Annotated in this window: 21 protein-coding genes; 6 read left to right on the top strand and 15 right to left on the bottom strand. The window is 63.3% G+C overall.

Annotated features, from left to right (window positions below):
• Positions 1-192: 192 nt before the first annotated feature.
• Together CHB97_RS03060 and CHB97_RS03055 are read right to left on the bottom strand one after the other, a co-directional pair.
• A complete protein-coding gene (locus CHB97_RS03060) occupies positions 193-702 on the bottom strand; it encodes a MarR family winged helix-turn-helix transcriptional regulator (RefSeq protein ID WP_089286440.1) in 510 nt (169 codons plus the stop codon).
• Positions 703-876: 174 nt separating this feature from the next.
• Complete coding sequence (locus CHB97_RS03055) at positions 877-1,539, bottom strand: Fe2+-dependent dioxygenase (RefSeq protein ID WP_089286439.1); 663 nt, start codon at positions 1,537-1,539, stop codon at positions 877-879.
• A 111-nt stretch (positions 1,540-1,650) separates the two neighbouring features.
• On the opposite strand from CHB97_RS03055, the gene CHB97_RS03050 reads away from it, so the two are divergent.
• Positions 1,651-2,466, top strand: coding sequence for a hypothetical protein (locus CHB97_RS03050; RefSeq protein WP_089286438.1), 816 nt, complete (start codon positions 1,651-1,653; stop codon positions 2,464-2,466).
• Positions 2,467-2,509: 43 nt separating this feature from the next.
• Here CHB97_RS03050 and CHB97_RS03045 read toward each other — a convergent pair whose 3' ends face one another.
• Positions 2,510-4,315 (bottom strand): ABC transporter transmembrane domain-containing protein, encoded by a 1,806-nt coding sequence (locus CHB97_RS03045; protein WP_256387112.1) that lies wholly within the window; start codon positions 4,313-4,315, stop codon positions 2,510-2,512.
• Positions 4,316-4,504: 189 nt separating this feature from the next.
• On the opposite strand from CHB97_RS03045, the gene rpmE reads away from it, so the two are divergent.
• Entirely contained in the window at positions 4,505-4,726 is a 222-nt protein-coding gene (gene rpmE, locus CHB97_RS03040) for a 50S ribosomal protein L31 (RefSeq protein WP_089286437.1), read from the top strand.
• Positions 4,727-4,872: 146 nt separating this feature from the next.
• On the opposite strand, the gene era is transcribed toward rpmE, so the two are convergent.
• The 9 genes from era to folK all read right to left on the bottom strand — a co-directional run bounded on the left by era (position 4,873) and on the right by folK (position 12,489).
• Positions 4,873-5,907, bottom strand: coding sequence for a GTPase Era (era, locus tag CHB97_RS03035; RefSeq protein WP_089286436.1), 1,035 nt, complete (start codon positions 5,905-5,907; stop codon positions 4,873-4,875).
• Positions 5,908-6,621: a ribonuclease III gene (gene rnc / locus CHB97_RS03030; protein ID WP_089286435.1), complete on the bottom strand. Its 714-nt coding sequence runs from the start codon at positions 6,619-6,621 to the stop codon at positions 5,908-5,910.
• Entirely contained in the window at positions 6,618-7,439 is an 822-nt protein-coding gene (gene lepB / locus CHB97_RS03025) for a signal peptidase I (protein ID WP_089286434.1), read from the bottom strand. The genes rnc and lepB overlap by 4 nt, the downstream gene beginning before the upstream one ends.
• Entirely contained in the window at positions 7,436-7,846 is a 411-nt protein-coding gene (acpS, locus tag CHB97_RS03020; protein WP_089286433.1) for a holo-ACP synthase, read from the bottom strand. Before acpS ends, lepB begins: the two co-directional genes overlap by 4 nt.
• Positions 7,843-8,595, bottom strand: a complete 753-nt coding sequence (locus CHB97_RS03015) for a pyridoxine 5'-phosphate synthase (protein WP_089286432.1) — start codon at positions 8,593-8,595, stop codon at positions 7,843-7,845. The genes acpS and CHB97_RS03015 overlap by 4 nt, the downstream gene beginning before the upstream one ends.
• A 3-nt stretch (positions 8,596-8,598) precedes the next feature.
• A complete protein-coding gene (locus CHB97_RS03010; RefSeq protein WP_160105508.1) occupies positions 8,599-9,138 on the bottom strand; it encodes a DUF2062 domain-containing protein in 540 nt (179 codons plus the stop codon).
• A gap of 67 nt (positions 9,139-9,205) precedes the next feature.
• The gene (locus CHB97_RS03005; protein ID WP_244559357.1) at positions 9,206-11,419 is read right to left on the bottom strand and encodes a bifunctional (p)ppGpp synthetase/guanosine-3',5'-bis(diphosphate) 3'-pyrophosphohydrolase; all 2,214 of its coding nucleotides are present in this window, start codon (positions 11,417-11,419) and stop codon (positions 9,206-9,208) included.
• A gap of 69 nt (positions 11,420-11,488) precedes the next feature.
• On the bottom strand, positions 11,489-11,875 hold the full coding sequence (rpoZ, locus tag CHB97_RS03000; protein WP_089286430.1) for a DNA-directed RNA polymerase subunit omega: 387 nt from the start codon (positions 11,873-11,875) through the stop codon (positions 11,489-11,491).
• A gap of 122 nt (positions 11,876-11,997) precedes the next feature.
• Entirely contained in the window at positions 11,998-12,489 is a 492-nt protein-coding gene (gene folK / locus CHB97_RS02995) for a 2-amino-4-hydroxy-6-hydroxymethyldihydropteridine diphosphokinase (RefSeq protein WP_089286429.1), read from the bottom strand.
• A gap of 284 nt (positions 12,490-12,773) precedes the next feature.
• Here folK and CHB97_RS02990 point away from each other — a divergent pair, with 284 nt between their 5' ends.
• Positions 12,774-13,406, top strand: coding sequence for an NYN domain-containing protein (locus tag CHB97_RS02990; RefSeq protein WP_153202183.1), 633 nt, complete (start codon positions 12,774-12,776; stop codon positions 13,404-13,406).
• A gap of 11 nt (positions 13,407-13,417) precedes the next feature.
• Positions 13,418-14,077, top strand: coding sequence for a uracil-DNA glycosylase (locus tag CHB97_RS02985; RefSeq protein ID WP_089286428.1), 660 nt, complete (start codon positions 13,418-13,420; stop codon positions 14,075-14,077).
• Positions 14,078-14,436: 359 nt separating this feature from the next.
• Here the strand turns inward: CHB97_RS02985 and CHB97_RS02980 are convergent, their stop codons facing one another.
• Positions 14,437-14,790 (bottom strand): ArsC family reductase, encoded by a 354-nt coding sequence (locus tag CHB97_RS02980; protein WP_089286427.1) that lies wholly within the window; start codon positions 14,788-14,790, stop codon positions 14,437-14,439.
• 119 nt (positions 14,791-14,909) lie between these two features.
• On the opposite strand from CHB97_RS02980, the gene CHB97_RS02975 reads away from it, so the two are divergent.
• The gene (locus CHB97_RS02975; RefSeq protein ID WP_089286426.1) at positions 14,910-15,329 is read left to right on the top strand and encodes a DUF1810 domain-containing protein; all 420 of its coding nucleotides are present in this window, start codon (positions 14,910-14,912) and stop codon (positions 15,327-15,329) included.
• Between the two features lies 1 nt (position 15,330).
• Here the strand turns inward: CHB97_RS02975 and CHB97_RS02970 are convergent, their stop codons facing one another.
• Positions 15,331-16,200, bottom strand: a complete 870-nt coding sequence (locus CHB97_RS02970) for an SDR family oxidoreductase (RefSeq protein WP_089286425.1) — start codon at positions 16,198-16,200, stop codon at positions 15,331-15,333.
• An 83-nt stretch (positions 16,201-16,283) separates the two neighbouring features.
• Here CHB97_RS02970 and CHB97_RS02965 point away from each other — a divergent pair, with 83 nt between their 5' ends.
• A complete protein-coding gene (locus CHB97_RS02965; protein WP_089286424.1) occupies positions 16,284-16,730 on the top strand; it encodes a helix-turn-helix domain-containing protein in 447 nt (148 codons plus the stop codon).
• Positions 16,731-16,793: 63 nt separating this feature from the next.
• Here CHB97_RS02965 and CHB97_RS02960 read toward each other — a convergent pair whose 3' ends face one another.
• Positions 16,794-17,426 (bottom strand): NAD(P)H-dependent oxidoreductase, encoded by a 633-nt coding sequence (locus CHB97_RS02960; protein ID WP_089286423.1) that lies wholly within the window; start codon positions 17,424-17,426, stop codon positions 16,794-16,796.
• Positions 17,427-17,524: the final 98 nt, after the last annotated feature.

Genomic DNA, 17,524 nt, shown 5'->3' with positions numbered 1-17,524 from the left:
GCCGCAAGAAGGCCCAGCCAAAAGGATAGGTGGATTGCCTTAACGGACCGGGCACATGCTGCAACACGAAACGTGGCTAACATTGGGTTAAGAGCAGGCTGATTCAACAGCCTGTTCCGCAACCCAGCCCGTTGTGCATAGCAGCAAAACACCTCAATTATGCCATGATTGGCGGGCGGCGCCCGCCACGTTTCAGGCGATCCGCAGACTTACCGTATCGCCCTCCGCGGTTTCGCGGGCGCGGCGGCGGGCCACCAGCAGCAGGTCCATCAGGCGCTGGCGCTGATCGGCCGACAGATCGGCCAGCAGACGGTCATTGATCATTTGCCGGCGCGGCTGCAGACGATAGAGGATTTCCAGACCGGCCGGGGTGACGCGCAGCAGCTTGCGACGGCGATCCTGCGGATCATCGGTCTGGCTGATCAGGCCCTTGCGGATCAGCTCGGTCACGGTGGCGCTGATATGCGGGCGCGACAGGCCACGGGCCGAAGCGATCTCCGAGGAGAAGATGCCATCGCCGATGCGGCGGCCATCCTGAAAATTCACATCACCGGCCACATTCATCAGCACCGTCCATTGCGGTGCGGTCAGCCCGGCTTCGGCCAGAACCCCTTCGCACTGGTGGGAAAGCGCGTTCGCCAGATCCATCAGGCTCAGCGCTATGGCATCTTCGGCACGAAAACGGAAAGGGCTCTGCGACATGGGTCTTCTCCTGCCATCCAAGGTTCGATTGCAGAAGATTGCCGCAGTGCAAGGGCCGCTGCATTGACACGGATCAATAAGAATTGGCTTAAACAATCATCCGCCGGGCCAATTCGTCGCTGGGCGGCGGAAATCCGGGCCGCCGGGGGGGCGCGGCCCCCCAGGGCGCCGAAATCAATCCTCCACCCATTTGCGCAGCAGATTGGCCAGGGATTTGGAGAGAAGATCAAAGGCCGGCGTCTTGCCGGATTGCTGGAACAGGGCCTGACGGGCTGTATCCAGATCAAACAGGATTTCCCGCTCCGCCGCATCGCGCACCAGGGAGCGTATCCAGCCGACGGCCGCCATGCGCTGCCCCGCTGTTACCGGCGCCACATGATGCAGGGTGGTGGAGGGATAGAAGATGCCGCTGCCCGCCGGCAGCTTGAAGGCCACCTCCCCTGCCGTCGTCTCCATCACCAGCTCGCCCCCCTCGTAGCTTTCCGGTTCAGCCAGAAACAAGGTGAAGGAAATATCGGTGCGCACCCCGCCCATCAGCGCATCATCAACATGCGAGCCATAATGCTGACCCCCGGCATAGCGGCTGAACAGGATGGGGCCGAAGCGGCGTGGCCTGGTGGCCATCGCCACCACCGGATTACCCCGAACCGCCTGTTCCACCAGAGCCCGCAGATCGGCATGGGCGGGGTCGTCGGCACGCAGCTGTTCATTTTCTTTCACCAGGCGGGCGTGCCAGCCCGCCGTCGCCGCCCCCGGCTGCCAGCGCCCGCCGGTCAGGCGTTCGACAATCTGCTGTATCTGATCCGGGGAAAGTACATTGGCGACGGGCAGTATCATCGGGGTTCCAGCCGTTTCAGAAGAGAATGGTGTTGCGAGTGACTTGCAATATTATAGGCCACATGGCACCGTCTCGCCCATCTTTCGTGCAGCAAATTATGGGAACGGATCATGCAAATTCGTCATCGCCTCTGGCTCGGCATCGGCCTGTCCGTCGTGGCCGGTGCCGCCCCGATGCTCTCTGCCACCGCCAGCCCGACCTTGGACGGCGCACCGCTGCTGATGCAGCTGGCGCAGGGGGGTGAAGGGGGTGAAGGGGGCGAGGGTGGCGAAGGCGGGGAAGCCGGCGTCAGCCCCGAGGCCGCCGCCAAGGATCCAGTCGCCTTCATCTCCGCCCTGGATGTCACCGCCGCCCATTATCATGCCGGGCTGAAAGCCTTCGAGGAGGGCGAGGCCCAGGCCGCCGGGGAGATGTTCGCCCACCCGATTTCAGAGATTTATGTCGATCTGGAGCCTGTCTTCAAAGCCCAGGGCGTCACGCCCTTCCAGGCACAGATGGAAAAGGCATCCGAGCTGGCGCTGAACAAGGCCCCGCTGCCAGAGGTGAAGAAGGCCGTGAAGGCCGTGCTGGATGCGCTGGAGGCCGCCGCCGGCAAGGCCCCGGCGGGAACGGTTTCCCCGGCCCAGGTTCAGGCCAAACTGCTGGCCGACATGATCGACCGTGGCGCGCGCCAGTACCGCACCGCTGCGGCCGGCACCGCGTTTGAACCCTATCTGGACGGGTACGGTTTCGCCATCGCCGCCAAGCAGCGGCTGAACGGCTTGACCAAGGCGGGCAAGTCGGCCCCGGCGGAGGCAACGCAGGCCATCAGCCTGCTGGAAAAGGCCTATCCGACCGCCAAGCGCCCGGCCACCCTGCCGGTGAAGCCGGAAGACCTGTTGGTCGCCGCGTCCAAGGCGCAACTGGCACTGTCCCGCATCCGCTGACACATCACCGGCCGGGCGGGGAGGCCCCCTGCCCGGCCGGTGATCAGGCGCCGTGCGGCTGGTCGAACTGCAAGGCCGCCAGCCGGGCATAGAGCCCGTTCTGGTGGATCAGCTCCTCATGCCGGCCCACGGCTTCCACCCGTCCCTGATTCAGCACGACGATGCGGTCGGCATTGACGATGGTGGAAAGCCGGTGGGCGATGATCAGGGTGGTACGCCCGCGCATCAACCCGTCCAGCGCCTGCTGCACGGCGCGTTCGCTTTCGGCATCCAGCGCGGATGTCGCCTCATCCAGCAGCAGCACGGGCGCGTTGCGCAGAATGGCGCGGGCGATAGCGATGCGCTGGCGCTGGCCACCGGACAGCCGCACGCCCTTTTCACCTAAGAACGTGTTGAACCCGTCCGGCAGCGCCTGCAGGAATTCCAGCGCATGGGCGGCCTGGGCGGCCGCCAGCACCTCGGCATCACTGGCATCGGGGCGGCCATAGCGGATATTTTCCATGGCATTGGTGGAGAAAATCACCGGATCCTGCGGCACAATGGCGATGCGCCCACGCAGGTCAGCCAGCGCCGCCTGGGCCACATCCACCCCATCCAGCCGGATGCTGCCCCGCTGCGGATCGTAAAAGCGTAGCAGCAATTGGAAGATCGTCGTCTTGCCGGCACCGGACGGGCCGACCAGCGCCACCGTCTCCCCCGGCTCCACCGCCAGGGTCAGGCCGGTCAGGGCCGACTGGTCGGGGCGGGCGGGGTAATTGAAATGCACATCGTCGAACTGCACCGCCCCGCGCGCCGGCTGCGGCAGGGGCAACGGCTGGGAGGGGGGCTGCACGGGGGACGGCGTGGCCAGCAGGTCGAACAGCCGTTCGGTGGCCCCCGCCGCGCGGGCCAGATCGCTGGCCACCTCCGACAGTGCCCCGACGGCACCGGCCACCAGCACGGCATAAAAGACGAAGGCCGAAAGCTGGCCGCCACTGATTCGCCCGGCAATGACATCCTGCCCGCCCACCCAGAGCACCAGCCCGATGGCGGTGAAGACCAGCACGATCACCAGCATGGTCAACCATGACCGTGCCTTGATGCGCAGCAGGGCGACATCGACGGCCGCCTCCACCCGGTCGGCGAATCGCTGGCGCTCCCAGGCCTCATGACCGAAGGCCTGCACGGTGCGGATGCCGCCCAGCACCTCATCCACGGCACTGCCGACATCGGCCACCGCATCCTGAGAGGCGCGGGAAAGCTGGCGAACCTTGCGGCCGAAAATCACGATGGGCGCCACCACCAGCGGCACCACCAGCAAGACCATGCCAGTCAGCTTGGCGCTGGTCAGCCCCAGCAGCACCAGACCGCCGGCCATCATCAGGATATTGCGCAGCGCGATGGAGACGGAGGTGCCGATCACCTGCTGCAACAAGGTGGTGTCAGTGGTCAGGCGCGACATCACCTCACCGGTGCGAGTCGTCTCATAAAATTCCGGAGACAGGGACACCAGATGGTCAAAGACCCGGCGGCGGATATCCGCCACCACCCGTTCCCCCACCCAGGAGACGAGATAGAATCGGGCAAAGGTCGACACCGCCATCAGGATGATCACCAGCAGCAGGACCAGCAGCGCCTGATTCAGCAAACTGCCATCCCCGGCGGCGAATCCATGATCCACCAACGCCCGCAGCCCCTGCCCCAGCCCCAGCACCGTGCCGGCGGAGACGATGAGCGCCAGCGTCGCCCCCACCATCCGCGCCCGATAGGGCATCAGAAAGGGCCAGAGCAGCCGCAGCGGCTTCAAATCCCGCCGCACCGGGCGGGCGGCGGCGGCATCATCGGAACGGTTGCTGTCTCGAAACGCCAAGGCAGAGCCCTCAATCAGAAAAAGCAGGTGGCATCCACCCGTCACCCGTGGTAACGGCTGCGCGGCCTGAGGGCAACTGGAACACCTGCCGCAGCCCAACCCAGCTTTGCGTTACAGCAATGCGTGATGGGGTTGCCATGCTGCGCGCGATTGTTTATAAGCCCGGCTTCGTTTTGAGGACTGCCGACCATGAAGACCGATATCCATCCCGACTACCACGAGATCACCGTCATCATGACCGACGGCACCTCGTTCAAGACCCGCTCCACCATGGGCAAGGCCGGCGACACGCTGCGTCTGGACATCGACACCAAGTCGCATCCGGCGTGGACCGGCGTTCAGAAGCTGCTGGACACCGGCGGGCAGATCGCCAAGTTCAACAAGCGCTTCCAGAGCTTCGGCCTGAAGTAAGCTGTTGGCCTGACGGCCCTGTGCTTGAAGAAAAGGCGCCGGCGGAAATTCCGCGGCGCCTTTTTCTATGTGGCCAGTCGACACGGCCGGTGAAAGAAAAGGCCCCCGGAACTGCACTGTTCCGGGGGCCTTTTCCGTCGTAACCATCAGGCGTTGAAGTCCAGGCCCCAGGCCTCGTACTGGTCGGGGTCTTCCGACCAGTTCTCCCGCACCTTGATGAACAGCATCAGGTGAACCGGGCGTTCCAGCATCTTGGTCAATTCCAGGCGCGAGGCCACGGAGATGGATTTGATGCGCGCCCCGCCCTTGCCCAGGATGATGGCCTTCTGGCTGTCGCGCTGGACATAGATCACCTGGGAGATGCGCACGCTGCCATTCTCAAACTCTTGCCAGCTTTCCGTTTCCACCGTGGTGGCATAGGGAACTTCCTGGTGGAGCTGAAGGAACAGCTTTTCCCGCGTCACCTCTGCCGCCAGCAGACGTTCCGGCATGTCAGAAAGCTGGTCGGGCGGGTAGAGCCAGGGGCCGGCCGGCAGGGCGCCGGCAATGAATTTCAGCAAGCCCTGCAGCCCGTCACCGGTCAGGGCGGAGACCATGAAAGTATCGGTGAAAATGCCATGACCGGCAAATTCCTGCGCCAGTTCCAGCAGGCGGTCACGCCGAATCAGGTCGATCTTGTTGAGGATCAGCAAAGCCTTGCGGCCAGCCTCCTTCAGCTTTTCGATGATGCCCAGCGTATCATCATCGATCCGCTTCTGCGTGGCATCGAACAGCACAGCCACCAGATCGGCATCGGTCGCCCCCTGCCAGGCCGCCGCCACCATGGCGCGTTCCAACCGCTTCTTCGGCGTGAAGATGCCCGGCGTATCGACATAAAGAATCTGGCTGTCGCCTTCCATGCCAATGCCCAGCACGCGCGACCGTGTGGTCTGCACCTTGGGGCTGACGATGGAAATCTTGGAACCCACCAGCGCGTTCAGCAGGGTGGATTTGCCGGCATTGGGGGCGCCCACCAGGGCGACGAAGCCGCAACGGGGATTCTCCGGCGCCGGCGTTTCATCGGCAGCCCCCTGGCCGGACAGGAAGCGGGAGACGATATCGTCACCGCTTGCCGGCGGGGTATCCTGTGCCGAAGCGGCTTGGCTGCCATCCGGAGACGGCTTCTTTTCATTCTCGGTCATTCACGTCCTAACACGGCGCAGCAATTGTTCGGCGGCAGCCTTTTCCGCCGCGCGTTTGGATGGCCCCTTGGCCGTCGCCGGTTCGTGTCCATCCACACTGACGCGGACTTCGAACTGCGGGGCATGGTCGGGGCCGCTGCGGCCGATATCCTCATAGAGCGGCAATTTTTGTCCGCGCGCCAGCGCCCATTCCTGAAGGCCGGTCTTCGGGTCTTGCGGGGGTGCGGCGCGGGCGCGTTCCAATTGCACATCCCAATGGCGGCGGATGAAGGCCCGCGCCGGCTCCAGCCCGGCATCAAGATAAAGCGCGCCAATCACCGCCTCGCAGGCATCGGCCAGGATGGCGGGCTTGATGCCGCCCTCGGCCGCCTGTTCGGACGGGGACAAGTGCAGATATTGGGCAAGACCGATCTTGCCCGCCACCACCACCAGGGCCTCGGCCCGCACCAGGGCTGTCAGCCGGCGGGCCAGCGCCCCTTCCGGCTCGCTGGGGAAACGGTCCAGCAACCATTCGGCGACCACCAGCCCCAGCACCCGGTCGCCCAGGAATTCCAGCCGTTCATAACCCCGGCCAACGGCCCGGCGATCCATGCCGCCGACAGACGGATGGGTCAGCGCCTCCCGCAGCAGCAGCTTGTTGGTGAAGCTATGGCCCAGCGCCGTTTCCAACCCCTCTGCCGGGGCGGCGGCGGTGGATGGCAGGTTCTTACTCATTCAACCGGCTCCCAAACCCGTCCGTCCCGCAGGACCGACGGCCATTTCCAGAATTGCCAGAGGGGCGCCCCCTCCTCCAGCGACAGCAGGACGTGACTGGCGCGCCCCACCAGATTTTCCAGCGGCACCATGCCCACCGCCTCCGGCACCCGGCTATCCTGGGAATTATCCCGGCTGTCGCCCATGGCGAAAACATGGCCCGGCGGCACGGTATAGACCGGCGTATTATCCAGCGGATAGGTGTCGCCCGCCATCTCAATCACCGGATGCTGGCGGCCACCGGGCAAGGTTTCGATATATTGCGCGGCGGTGAAGGTGCCGCCGAAGGTTTCCGCCAGCACGAAATCCGGCACCCGCACGCGGGGGGCCGCTTCCCCATTGATATAAAGCGTGCCGCCGATCATCTGCACCCGGTCACAGGGCAGGCCGACAATGCGCTTGATATAATCAATGGACGGGTCTTTCGGCAGCTTGAAGACGGCAACATCGCCCCGATCCGGCATCCGGCCGAACAGCCGGCCGGGCACGGCGTGACAATCCCGCGTCACCGGGGCGGAACGGTCGCCGAACTGCAGGAAGCTGGGCAGCGAATAGCGGCTGAAACCATAAGAGAATTTCGACACCACCACATAGTCACCCACCAGCAGCGTCGGCACCATGGAACCGCTGGGGATGTTGAACAGCTCAAAGGCGCTGGTGCGCGCAGTGATGGCAAACAGCAGGGCGATGGCAACCGTGCGCATCACCTCCCCCCAGCCGCTATGGCTGGGCGCCTGGGAAATGGGCTTCACACGGGCGCTCTTGCGGGTCTGGCTCATGGCAGCACGGTGGTGGAGATGACGATGAAGGCTTGGGCATAAGGCGGCTCGTCCGTCATCGACAGATCGATCCGGGCCGCCATGCCGGGCGGGGTCAGCGCTTGCAACCGGGCGAGCGCCCCGCCATGGCACAGCAAGGCGGGGCGACCATTGGCCGCCGACACCACCTCCAGGTCACAGAAATGCACGCCCTCGGCATAGCCGGTGCCCAGCGCCTTGGATGCCGCCTCCTTGGCGGCAAAGCGCTTGGCATAAAAGGCGGCGCGGGCGGCGGGGGTGAGCTTGCCATCACCCGCCGCCCGTTCGGCGGCTGTAAAGACGCGGGCCGTGAAACGGGCGCCGAACCGGTCCAGGCTGGCCTGGATGCGGCGGATATCCACCAGATCGCTGCCGATACCCAGGATCATGCGCCAACCGCAACGGTACGGGCGGCATCCATACGCGCCCGCATCTCGGCCAATGTCGCCGCCAGCCCGCTGAAAATCGCCTCCCCGATCAGGAAATGGCCGATATTCAGCTCCACAATGGTGGGGATGGCGGCGATGGGGGCGACATTCTCAAACGACAGCCCATGGCCGGCATGGCATTCCAGGCCGATGGACGCCGCATGGGCGGCCCCGGCCACCAGCCGCGCCAGCTCGGCCTCCCGCGCCCGGCCCGCCGGGGCATCGGCATAGGCACCGGTATGCAGTTCCACCACCGGCGCCCCGACGGCCACCGCCGCATCCAACTGCGCTGTCTCTGCGCCAATGAACAGGGAAACCCGGATGCCGGCATCGGACAGGCGGGCAATGAAGGGTTTCAGATAATCGCGGTTGGCGACCACATCCAGCCCGCCCTCCGTCGTCCGCTCCTCCCGCCGTTCCGGCACCAGACAGACGGCGTGCGGCTTATGGCGCAGGGCGATGGCCAGCATCTCCTCCGTCGCCGCCATCTCAAAATTCAGCGGCCGGGTGATGCTGGCCATCAGCCGCTCAATATCGCCGTCGCGGATATGGCGGCGGTCTTCGCGCAGATGGGCGGTGATGCCGTCGGCCCCGGCTTCAATCGCCAGCAGGGCGGCCCGCACCGGATCGGGATGTTCCCCGCCACGCGCATTGCGCACCGTGGCAACATGGTCGATATTCACGCCCAGACGCAAAGCCCGCCCCGCCATCTTTTATCCTTTCAGCCGTTTGCGCGCCGCCGCCCGGCGGCGCTCCGCCCTGCGTTGCTGATAGAGCGCGATGAGCGGCTTGGCAACGAGATAGGTGAGCGGCCCCAGCACCGCCCCCAGCAGGCCGCCCCCGACCAGCATCGGCATGAACAGCTGCCAGGGATGGTCCAGCAGGAAGGTCAGCGACAGGTCAGGCCCCTGCCCTTCCCCCGGTGACATGCCCAGCAGCAGGCAGCCGAGCCGGTAACTGGCAAACCAGATGGCCGGATAGGTCCAGGGATTGGCGATCAGCGTACCCACCACCCCCGCCATCATCCGGGCGCCCAACAGCCAGGCCAGCCCCATGGACAGGGGCACATGCAGGCCGATAAAGGGGGTCAGCCCCATGAAGACGCCAGCCGCCATGCCCAGGGCAATGGAATGCGGCGTGCCCTGGATGCGGGCCACCTTGATGATGTAATAGCGCCCCTGGCGGCGAAGCCCCATGCGCGGCCAGAGCAATCGGCGCAGCTGTTGTGCCCGGCTCAAGGGGTGACGGCGCATGAACATAATGGTGCCAAAGCCCTTTCCGGCTTGCCAACCCCGCCCCCCTTGACCAGGGGAGCGGATTTCAGCGCCCGCGTTCCACCGACTGGATCACGGGGGTGGCGCGCAAGGCGGCCATGATGTTGGTCAGATGCTTCACGTCATGCACGTCCACATCGATCAACATCTCAAAATAATCCGAGGTGCGGTTGGTGATTTTCAGGTTGGTGATATTCCCACCATTCTTGCCGATCACCGTTGACAGGTTGCCCAGCGCCCCGGTTTCGTTCGACACCACCACCGACAAGCGGCCGACCAGATCGTCCGGGCTGTCGGCCGTGGGATCCCAGGAAACGTCGATCCAGCGTTCCGGGCTGTCATGGAAGCTTTCCAGCGTCTCACAATCGATCGTGTGGATCGTCACCCCCTTGCCGGTGGTGACGATGCCGACGATACGGTCGCCGACGATGGGATGGCAGCAGCGGGCATAATGCACAGCCATGCCGGGGATCAGCCCGCGGATGGCCAGCGGCGCGCCGGTCTTGCGGGACTTGGCCTTACTGGCCGCCGCCGCCACAGAGGCCGCCACCTTCTCGTCGCTGGTGGCGGGCGTAACGGTGCGGTGGCCAGGGAAAATGGAATTGAAGACATCGCGCGACCCGGTCTGCCCGCTGCCAATGGCCGCCAGCAGATCATCCACCGAGGGCTGCTGATAGATTTTCAGCACCGCATCGAAAGCTTTTTCCGAGTATTCGTAGCCTTCCTGCTTGAAAATCCGCTCCATCAACCCGCGGCCGAGCTTGATATGCTCGCCCCGCTGCTGGGTGCGGGTAAAGCGGCGGATGCGGGCCCGCGCCTTGCCGGTGATGACGAAATTTTCCCAGTCCGGCGAGGGCGAGGAATTTTTCGAGGTGAGGATTTCCACCTGATCGCCGTTCTGCAGGTGGGAGCGCAGCGGCTGCATCCGGCCATTGATCTTGGACCCAACGCAGGTGTCGCCCACCTGGCTGTGCACGGCATAGGCGAAATCAACCGGCGTCGCCCCGCGCGGCAGCGCGATCAGGTCACCCTTGGGCGTGAAGCAGAAGACCTGATCCTGGAACAGTTCCAGCTTGGTATGTTCCAGAAACTCTTCCGGCCGGGTGGCATGTTCCAAAATATCCAGCAGCTCGCGCAGCCAGCGATATTGCCGGCCTTCCGTGCGCGGTGCCTCTGGCCCCGCTCCCTGCTTGTAGGACCAGTGGGCGGCCACGCCCATATCGGCCACGGCATGCATGTCACGGGTGCGGATCTGCACCTCAATCCGCTGCTTTTCCGGCCCGATCACCGTGGTGTGGATGGATTGATAGCCGTTGGGCTTGGGCGTGGAGATGTAATCCTTGAACCGCCCCGGCACCACCGGATAGCGGGCATGGATGATGCCCAATGCCTGATAGCATTCGGTAATATTATCGACGACAACGCGGAACGCCATGACGTCAGATAATTGTTCGAACGCCACATTCTTGGCGTGCATCTTGCGCCAGATCGAATAGGGCGATTTGCGCCGGCCGCTGATCTCCGCCTCGGGGATCGGCGATTCATTGCCGAAGCAGATCGTCTTCTTCAACTCGTCAATGATGCGGTCGACGCGACCCGCCCCCACCTTTTCCATCTCATCCAAACGGATCTTGATGGATTCGTAGGCGTCGGTGTTCAGCTCCCGGAAGGCGATATTTTCCAGCTCGTCCTTCCAGCGCTGGATGCCGATGCGCTCCGCCAGGGGCACATAGATTTCCAGCGTCTCGCGGGCGATGCGGCGGCGCTTTTCCGGCTTCAGATATTGCAGCGTCTCCATATTGTGGAGACGGTCGGCCAGCTTGACCAGCAGAACGCGGATATCTTCCGACATGGCCAGCACCAGCTTGCGGAAATTTTCCGCCTGCTTGGTGCTCTCGCTCTGCTCACCGATATTCTGCAGCTCAATGCGCGACAGTTTGGTGACGCCGTCGACCAGACGCGCCACCTCCGCCCCGAACAGACGCTGGATTTCCTCCAGCGTCGTCAGCGTATCCTCCACCGTGTCATGCAACAGGGCGGTAATGATACTCCGATAGTCCAGCTTCAGTTCGGTCAGCAGCCATGCCACCCAGATCGGGTGCATGTAATAGGGGTCGCCGCTGGCGCGCGTCTGCGACCCATGCGCCTTCATCGCGAAGACATAGGCGCGGTTGAGCGCATCTTCATCCGCGTTAGGGTCGTACCCCACGACGCGCTCAACCAGTTCGTACTGGCGGATAATTTTCGCCTGACGGTTCATCGCGGCGCCCCCGTCAAGCCTTGATCCCTGCGCCAGCACGCACCTTGCATTTTCGCGTTGTCCGGCCCCTTAGAGGTCCTCGTCGGCCAGATCGGCGGCGTTAATCTCACCTTCGCTGAAATCGGCGCCCAGATCATCATCTTCGCCAGCATCGGCACGCGGGGCGTCCTGAACCCAGGCAGCCTCACCGGCCATCAGCTCGACGATTTCTTCTTCCGGCTCGTCCTGCTCGGCAACGCGCTGATGCCCCTTGATCAGGCTGTTCTTGAGATTTTCCAGAACAACGGTCTCATCGGCAATTTCACGCAGGGCCACAACGGGATTCTTGTCGTTGTCGCGGTCAATGGTCAGCTGCGAGCCGGACGCGATGTCACGGGCGCGCTGAGCGGCCATCATCACCAGCTCAAAACGATTCGGGATTCTTTCGACGCAATCTTCAACGGTAACGCGGGCCATTCCAACGACACTCCAGCCACATGGAAGCTTTCATTTATAAAGGGCTGTCCGCTGCATTGCAAGACACCCTCCCCCACCGCGCGAACAAGGCAGCCACCCGCCCCCAATTTGGCGGGCCGGGATCACTCCCCGACCAGGGGACGAATCAATTGCCCCGGCGGCAGATGGGCGATCAGATCATCAATCGACCGACCGCTGACGGGATCACGCCAATCGGGCGCCAGCTCCCGCAGCGGCAGCAGAACGAAGGCCCGTTCTGCTGCACGCGGGTGGGGCAATATCGGCGGACCCACCTGACACACACCATTGTAGTCAATCAAATCCATATCCAGCGTCCGCGCCTCATTGACCACGCGCCGTTGCCGCCCGAACGCCGCCTCCACCTGATGCATCAAGGCCAGCAACTCGCCGGCGGCCAGATCGGTGTCCAATGCCGCTACTGCATTGACAAACCAGGGCTGATCCGAAACCGGCACCGGGGCGGATTCATAAAAGCGGGAGAGGGCGAGAATCCGCACCCCCTGTTCTTGCAGCCGATCCAGCGCCTGACGGCAGGTTTGCGCGGGCGCACCCGAACCGGAACTGAGATTGGAACCGATACCAATGAAAATCACGTGGCAATTCCATGGTCTTTGTAATATCGCGCCGGCATCTGCCGACATTTACATAACGGCGCTTGCTGACAACGTGGTGATGGCATAGGGTGCCAGAAACTGCCATACAGGGAACGCGCATTCTGGGCAGCCCTGCCCGTTATGCCGCAAAAATGGGGGAGAGGTCTGGCTTTCGGGGCCTGTCGCTCCCACATGGCTGATGCGGATTTCAAGGCCCCATCCCTTCTGGTGGGAACACAATATTCCGCCTGTGTTTTGTTCACGATCAATTTGCCGAGGAAGAAATGGCACGAAAGATTTTCTACCAACAGGAACGGCTGGCGATGTTCATCGACGGCGCCAACCTTTACGCCGCTGCCCGGTCCCTGGGCTTTGACATTGATTACAAGCGTTTGCTGGAACTGTTTGCCGCCGAAGGGCGCTTGATCCGCGCCTTCTATTACACGGCCTTGGTCGAAGACCAGGAATATTCGCCGATCCGGCCGCTGGTCGATTGGCTGGATTATAATGGCTACACCATGGTCACCAAGCCGACCAAGGAATTCACCGACGCGTCTGGCCGCCGCAAGATCAAAGGCAATATGGACATCGAACTGGCGATCGATGTCATGGAGATGGCCGAGCATGTCGACCATATCCTGCTCTTCTCCGGCGACGGGGATTTCCGTCGGCTGGTGGAAGCGGTGCAGCGCAAGGGTGTGCGCGTCACCGTGATCAGCACCGTGCGCTCCACGCCGCCGATGGTGGCGGACGAACTGCGCCGGCAAGCGGATAATTTCCTGGAATTGCAGGATCTTTCCGCCTCCATCCAACGCAGCCATGGGCCGCGTTATCAGCAGGCTCCGCTCTCGGCGGAACATGCCCCGCATGATGATCATTCGGTGCAGCCCGATCAGCATCCCGATCCGCTGGACTGAGCGTTTTACATATGGTCAGCACCGCTGCTTCCCGTGTCCCGGCCCCTGGCCGGGATTGCGGTCTTTGCCCACGTCTGGCGGAATTCCGCCAGACGAATCGGGCCACCTTCCCCAGCTACCACAATGCCCCCGTCCCCTCCTTCGGGACGCTGGATGGACGTTTGCTGATTGTGGGGCTGGCGCCGGGGTTGCACGGGGCCAACCAGACAGGCCGGCCCTTCACCGGCGATTATGCCGGCGATCTGCTCTATGACACGCTGATCCGTTACGGCTTTGCCCGTGGTCAGTATGACCGCCGCCTGGATGACGGATTGGAACTGCTGGATTGCCGCCTGACGAACGCCGCACGCTGCGTTCCGCCGGAAAACAAGCCCACCCCGGCAGAAATCGCCAGTTGCCGCCCGTTCCTGGTCGGTGAAATTTCTGCCATGCCCCGGCTGCGTGCCGTGGTCGCCCTGGGCACAGTTTCCCATAACAGCACGCTGACCGCCTTTGGTCTGCGCCCGTCACATTTCCGCTTTGGACATGGGGCAACGCATATGCTGCGGCCCGGCGTGACGCTGTTCGACAGCTATCACTGTTCCCGATACAATACCAATACTGGTCGGCTGACGACGGAAATGTTCCAAACCGTCTTTGCTGCGGTTCGCGCCCATATCGACGCCAGTTAGAACGACCTGCGTTCCGTCAAAACCACAGCCTGTCCGGCACCTTAAATAAGCGCGCCGACGACAAACCACGCATACATCGTGCCGAAAAAGCCCGTCAGGGCGACAACATCACGGAGATAGGCGAGACGCTTCATCTTGTCCTCCATCTGTTCTGGCTGAACAGTGTCAGAACGAACAAAGAACGGCAAGCGCTTTGTTCTCACTTCGTTCGCATGAAGAGCAGGGCATTCCATGCGCCTCGCGCATATCGAACCGAGAGAGCCGGCCTACAGCCCAGCGATGTTTCCTTTCAGACGACGATATCGGTTGGGGGAACGCGGTGATGGCAGGCCCGCTTGCCCTGCCATCACCTGCCAATTTCAGCCCAGCGCCGCCTGATAGCTCTCCGGCTTGAAACCAACCAGCAGCTTGCCGTCAATATCCAGCACCGGCCGCTTGATCATGGAGGGCTGGTCCAGCATCAGGGCCACAGCCTTTTCCTGATCCAGCCCTTCGCGGGCTGCTTCTGGCAGCTTGCGAAAAGTGGTGCCAGCGCGATTCAACAGAATCTCCCAGCCCAGGGAGGCCACCCAGCCTTCCAGGATAGCGCGATCAATGCCTGACGCCTTGTAATCATGGAACACATACGCAACCCCGGCATTGTCCAGCCAGGTGCGGGCCTTCTTCATCGTGTCGCAATTCTTGATGCCATAAAGGGTGACGCGGCGGCTCATATCCTGACAGGCTCCTTGTTGCAGCCCCTGTAAAAGCGGGCGTTTCATGCCCAGGTCTTCACAGGTTGGCCCCTGCTGTCAACCGGGGGGGGGCGCCTTGATAAGCGGAGGCAGAGGGGATGAGCAGTTTCGATGCCCAGCGTTTCCTGGATGCACAGGAACCGGTGATCGATCGGGCGCTGGCTGAAATACGGGCGGGCGCCAAACAAAGCCACTGGATGTGGTTCATTTTCCCACAACTGCGCGGCCTGGGTCGTTCCCCCACCGCGCAGTTCTTTGGCTTGGCCGATCTGGCTGAGGCGCAGGCCTACCTGCGCCATCCGGTATTGGGCGCACGCCTGTACGCCTGTACGACCGCTGTGATGGGCGCCCCCGCCGACAGCCTGCACCAACTGTTCGGTACCCCTGACGATCTGAAATTCCGATCCTGCATGACCCTGTTTGAACGGGCGGGCGGCGACGGCATACCCCTGTTTAAGCAGGCATTGGACCGTTGGTGCGGCGGCGAGCATGACAACAGCACGCTCGCCTTGCTGTAACTCAACGCGCAAGCGCCGCCGTCAGCACAGTGACCAGGGACGTGGTGGGGCGGCCGATCAGGCGGCTCAACGTGTGGCTGTCATCGAACAGCCCGCCTTGTGCCGCACCGGCGTCAGAACTGGCCAGCAGGTCGGCCACCGGTTCCGGCAGTCCCACCTTCACCAGCAGACCGCGAAATTCCGCTTCCGGCAGGTTTTGGTAAGCAACAGGCTTGCCAGCAGCCTGGGCCAGGGTGGCAGCCCAATCGGCCAGGGTGAAAGGCTGGTCACCGGCCAGCTCGTAAATCTTGCCGGCATGGGCCTCTCCTTCGGCGATCACCCGGGCCGCCGCCTCGGCATAATCGGCGCGTGCAGCGGCGGCAATCCGGCCCTCCCCCGCAGCACCAAACAGGGCGCCATGCTCCAGGGCGGAGGGGATGAAGCCGTTATAATTCTCCGTATACCAGCCATTGCGCAGCAGCACGAAGGGCAGGCCGGCGGCCTGCAGATAAGCCTCCGTCGCCACATGTTCCGCCTTCAGCGGCAAAGGCGAGGCATCCCCCTGCAGCAGGCTGGTATAGGCCAGCAGCTTCACGCCGGCTTTCACGGCCGCATCAATGACATGGCGATGCTGTGGCACCCGTGACCCCACCTCGGAAGAGGAGATCAGCAGCACCCGGTCAACCCCGGCAAAGGCCGTTGCCAGCTGGGCCGGCTGATTATAGTCCGCGGCCCGCACCTCCACACCGACGGCGGCCAGATCGGCCGCCTTGGCCGGGTCGCGCACAGCGACAATGATGCGGTCGGCGCCCACCAGGGTCCGCAGCGACTGCACAACCAGCCGGCCCAGCTGGCCGGTGGCACCAGTAACAAGAATACGCGCATTGCTCATGATGAAACCGCCTCTATGGTCTCGGTTCAAGGATTGGTCTATAATAGAGACCATTGAAGCAGCCCGGAAGGAGGCAGTTTTCCATGCCCAGGTTACCAAAAGGGAACCTTGCCCAGCAGCAGGGGCCCGCCACAGCGGAGAGCGCCCTTGCGCGCTGGGAGCGGCTGGGCTTTTCCCTGGCCAATTGCCCGGTGCGCGATGTGCTGGACCAGATCGGCGATAAATGGAGCAGCCTGATCCTGCTGACCCTGGCCGACGGGCCGCAGCGCTTCAGCCAGTTGCATCGCTGCGTGCCGGATATTTCCAAGCGCATGTTGACCCAGTCGCTGCGCAATCTGGAACGCGACGGACTGCTGATCCGACAGGTATTTCCCACCAAGCCGCCGGCGGTGGAATATCGCCTGTCCCCCCTGGGGCAGGGCATCCTGGCCCCGTTGGGGGCGCTGGTCGGATGGGCGGAGCAACATCATGACGCCATCCGCCAGGCCCGCCGGGATTTCGATGTCAGGGAGGCCGCCTTGCCGGCATGAAAAAGGGCCGGGCCCCTTCCCTTAAAGGAAGGAACCCGGCCCCTGACCCGCACGCGACAAGGATTAATCGACGAAGCGGAAGACCTGGGCGGCCGCGCGGCGTACCTTCTTCAGATTCACCAGCCAGTCGCCGGCCGGATCACGATAGCCGAGCGGCAGGATCACGGCCGAGCGCAGCCCCAGCGCCCGCAGGCCCAGAATTTCATCCAGAGCCGCCGGATCGAACCCTTCCATCGGGGTGCAGTCCACCCCTTCAAAGGCGGCGGCCGTCATGGCCAGACCCAACGCAATATAGGCCTGACGCGCGGCATGTTGGAAATTCACCTCCGGATCGCGCTGCGGATAGTTATTCAGCAGCATCTGGCGGTAATTTTCCCAGCCTTCATTGGTGAAACCACGTTCCTGGTTCACCAGATCGAACATGCCGTTGATGCGATCTGCGGTGTAATTATCCCAGGCGGCAAAGACCAGCAGGTGGGAACCATCGGTGACCTGACCCTGGTTCCAGGCGATCGCCTTGATCTTCTCCCGGATTTCCTTGTTGGTCACCACCAGCACTTCGAACTGCTGCAGCCCGCTGGAGGTGGGGGTGAGGCGGATCGCCTCCAGAATTCGGTCCAGCTTGTCCTGCGGCACAGCCTTGGCCGGGTCCATCTTCTTGGTGGCATAGCGCCAGTTCAGCTTTTCAATCAGCACGGGATAACCTCTTTAAATCAGCTTGCGGGCCAGATGCCCGGAAAAGCCATCGAAAACAGGGATGATCAACCCAGCGTGCCCCCACCGCGAAGGCAAGA

The organism is Azospirillum sp. RU38E, assembly GCF_900188385.1.
GTDB lineage: Bacteria > Pseudomonadota > Alphaproteobacteria > Azospirillales > Azospirillaceae > Niveispirillum.
Note: the sequence above shows the minus strand (reverse complement) of the source record. Positions and strands in the feature narration are given on the sequence as shown.

What these genes read in the sequence shown, in the direction of transcription:
- CHB97_RS03060 (WP_089286440.1), bottom strand. Translation starts at nt 702, where the DNA reads ATGTCGCAGAGCCCTTTCCGTTTTCGTGCCGAAGATGCCATAGCGCTG.
- CHB97_RS03055 (WP_089286439.1), bottom strand. Translation starts at nt 1,539, where the DNA reads ATGATACTGCCCGTCGCCAATGTACTTTCCCCGGATCAGATACAGCAG.
- CHB97_RS03050 (WP_089286438.1), top strand. Translation starts at nt 1,651, where the DNA reads ATGCAAATTCGTCATCGCCTCTGGCTCGGCATCGGCCTGTCCGTCGTG.
- rpmE (WP_089286437.1), top strand. Translation starts at nt 4,505, where the DNA reads ATGAAGACCGATATCCATCCCGACTACCACGAGATCACCGTCATCATG.
- era (WP_089286436.1), bottom strand. Translation starts at nt 5,907, where the DNA reads ATGACCGAGAATGAAAAGAAGCCGTCTCCGGATGGCAGCCAAGCCGCT.
- rnc (WP_089286435.1), bottom strand. Translation starts at nt 6,621, where the DNA reads ATGAGTAAGAACCTGCCATCCACCGCCGCCGCCCCGGCAGAGGGGTTG.
- lepB (WP_089286434.1), bottom strand. Translation starts at nt 7,439, where the DNA reads ATGAGCCAGACCCGCAAGAGCGCCCGTGTGAAGCCCATTTCCCAGGCG.
- acpS (WP_089286433.1), bottom strand. Translation starts at nt 7,846, where the DNA reads ATGATCCTGGGTATCGGCAGCGATCTGGTGGATATCCGCCGCATCCAG.
- CHB97_RS03015 (WP_089286432.1), bottom strand. Translation starts at nt 8,595, where the DNA reads ATGGCGGGGCGGGCTTTGCGTCTGGGCGTGAATATCGACCATGTTGCC.
- CHB97_RS03010 (WP_160105508.1), bottom strand. Translation starts at nt 9,138, where the DNA reads ATGCGCCGTCACCCCTTGAGCCGGGCACAACAGCTGCGCCGATTGCTC.
- CHB97_RS03005 (WP_244559357.1), bottom strand. Translation starts at nt 11,419, where the DNA reads ATGAACCGTCAGGCGAAAATTATCCGCCAGTACGAACTGGTTGAGCGC.
- rpoZ (WP_089286430.1), bottom strand. Translation starts at nt 11,875, where the DNA reads ATGGCCCGCGTTACCGTTGAAGATTGCGTCGAAAGAATCCCGAATCGT.
- CHB97_RS02990 (WP_153202183.1), top strand. Translation starts at nt 12,774, where the DNA reads ATGGCACGAAAGATTTTCTACCAACAGGAACGGCTGGCGATGTTCATC.
- CHB97_RS02985 (WP_089286428.1), top strand. Translation starts at nt 13,418, where the DNA reads ATGGTCAGCACCGCTGCTTCCCGTGTCCCGGCCCCTGGCCGGGATTGC.
- CHB97_RS02980 (WP_089286427.1), bottom strand. Translation starts at nt 14,790, where the DNA reads ATGAGCCGCCGCGTCACCCTTTATGGCATCAAGAATTGCGACACGATG.
- CHB97_RS02975 (WP_089286426.1), top strand. Translation starts at nt 14,910, where the DNA reads ATGAGCAGTTTCGATGCCCAGCGTTTCCTGGATGCACAGGAACCGGTG.
- CHB97_RS02970 (WP_089286425.1), bottom strand. Translation starts at nt 16,200, where the DNA reads ATGAGCAATGCGCGTATTCTTGTTACTGGTGCCACCGGCCAGCTGGGC.
- CHB97_RS02965 (WP_089286424.1), top strand. Translation starts at nt 16,284, where the DNA reads ATGCCCAGGTTACCAAAAGGGAACCTTGCCCAGCAGCAGGGGCCCGCC.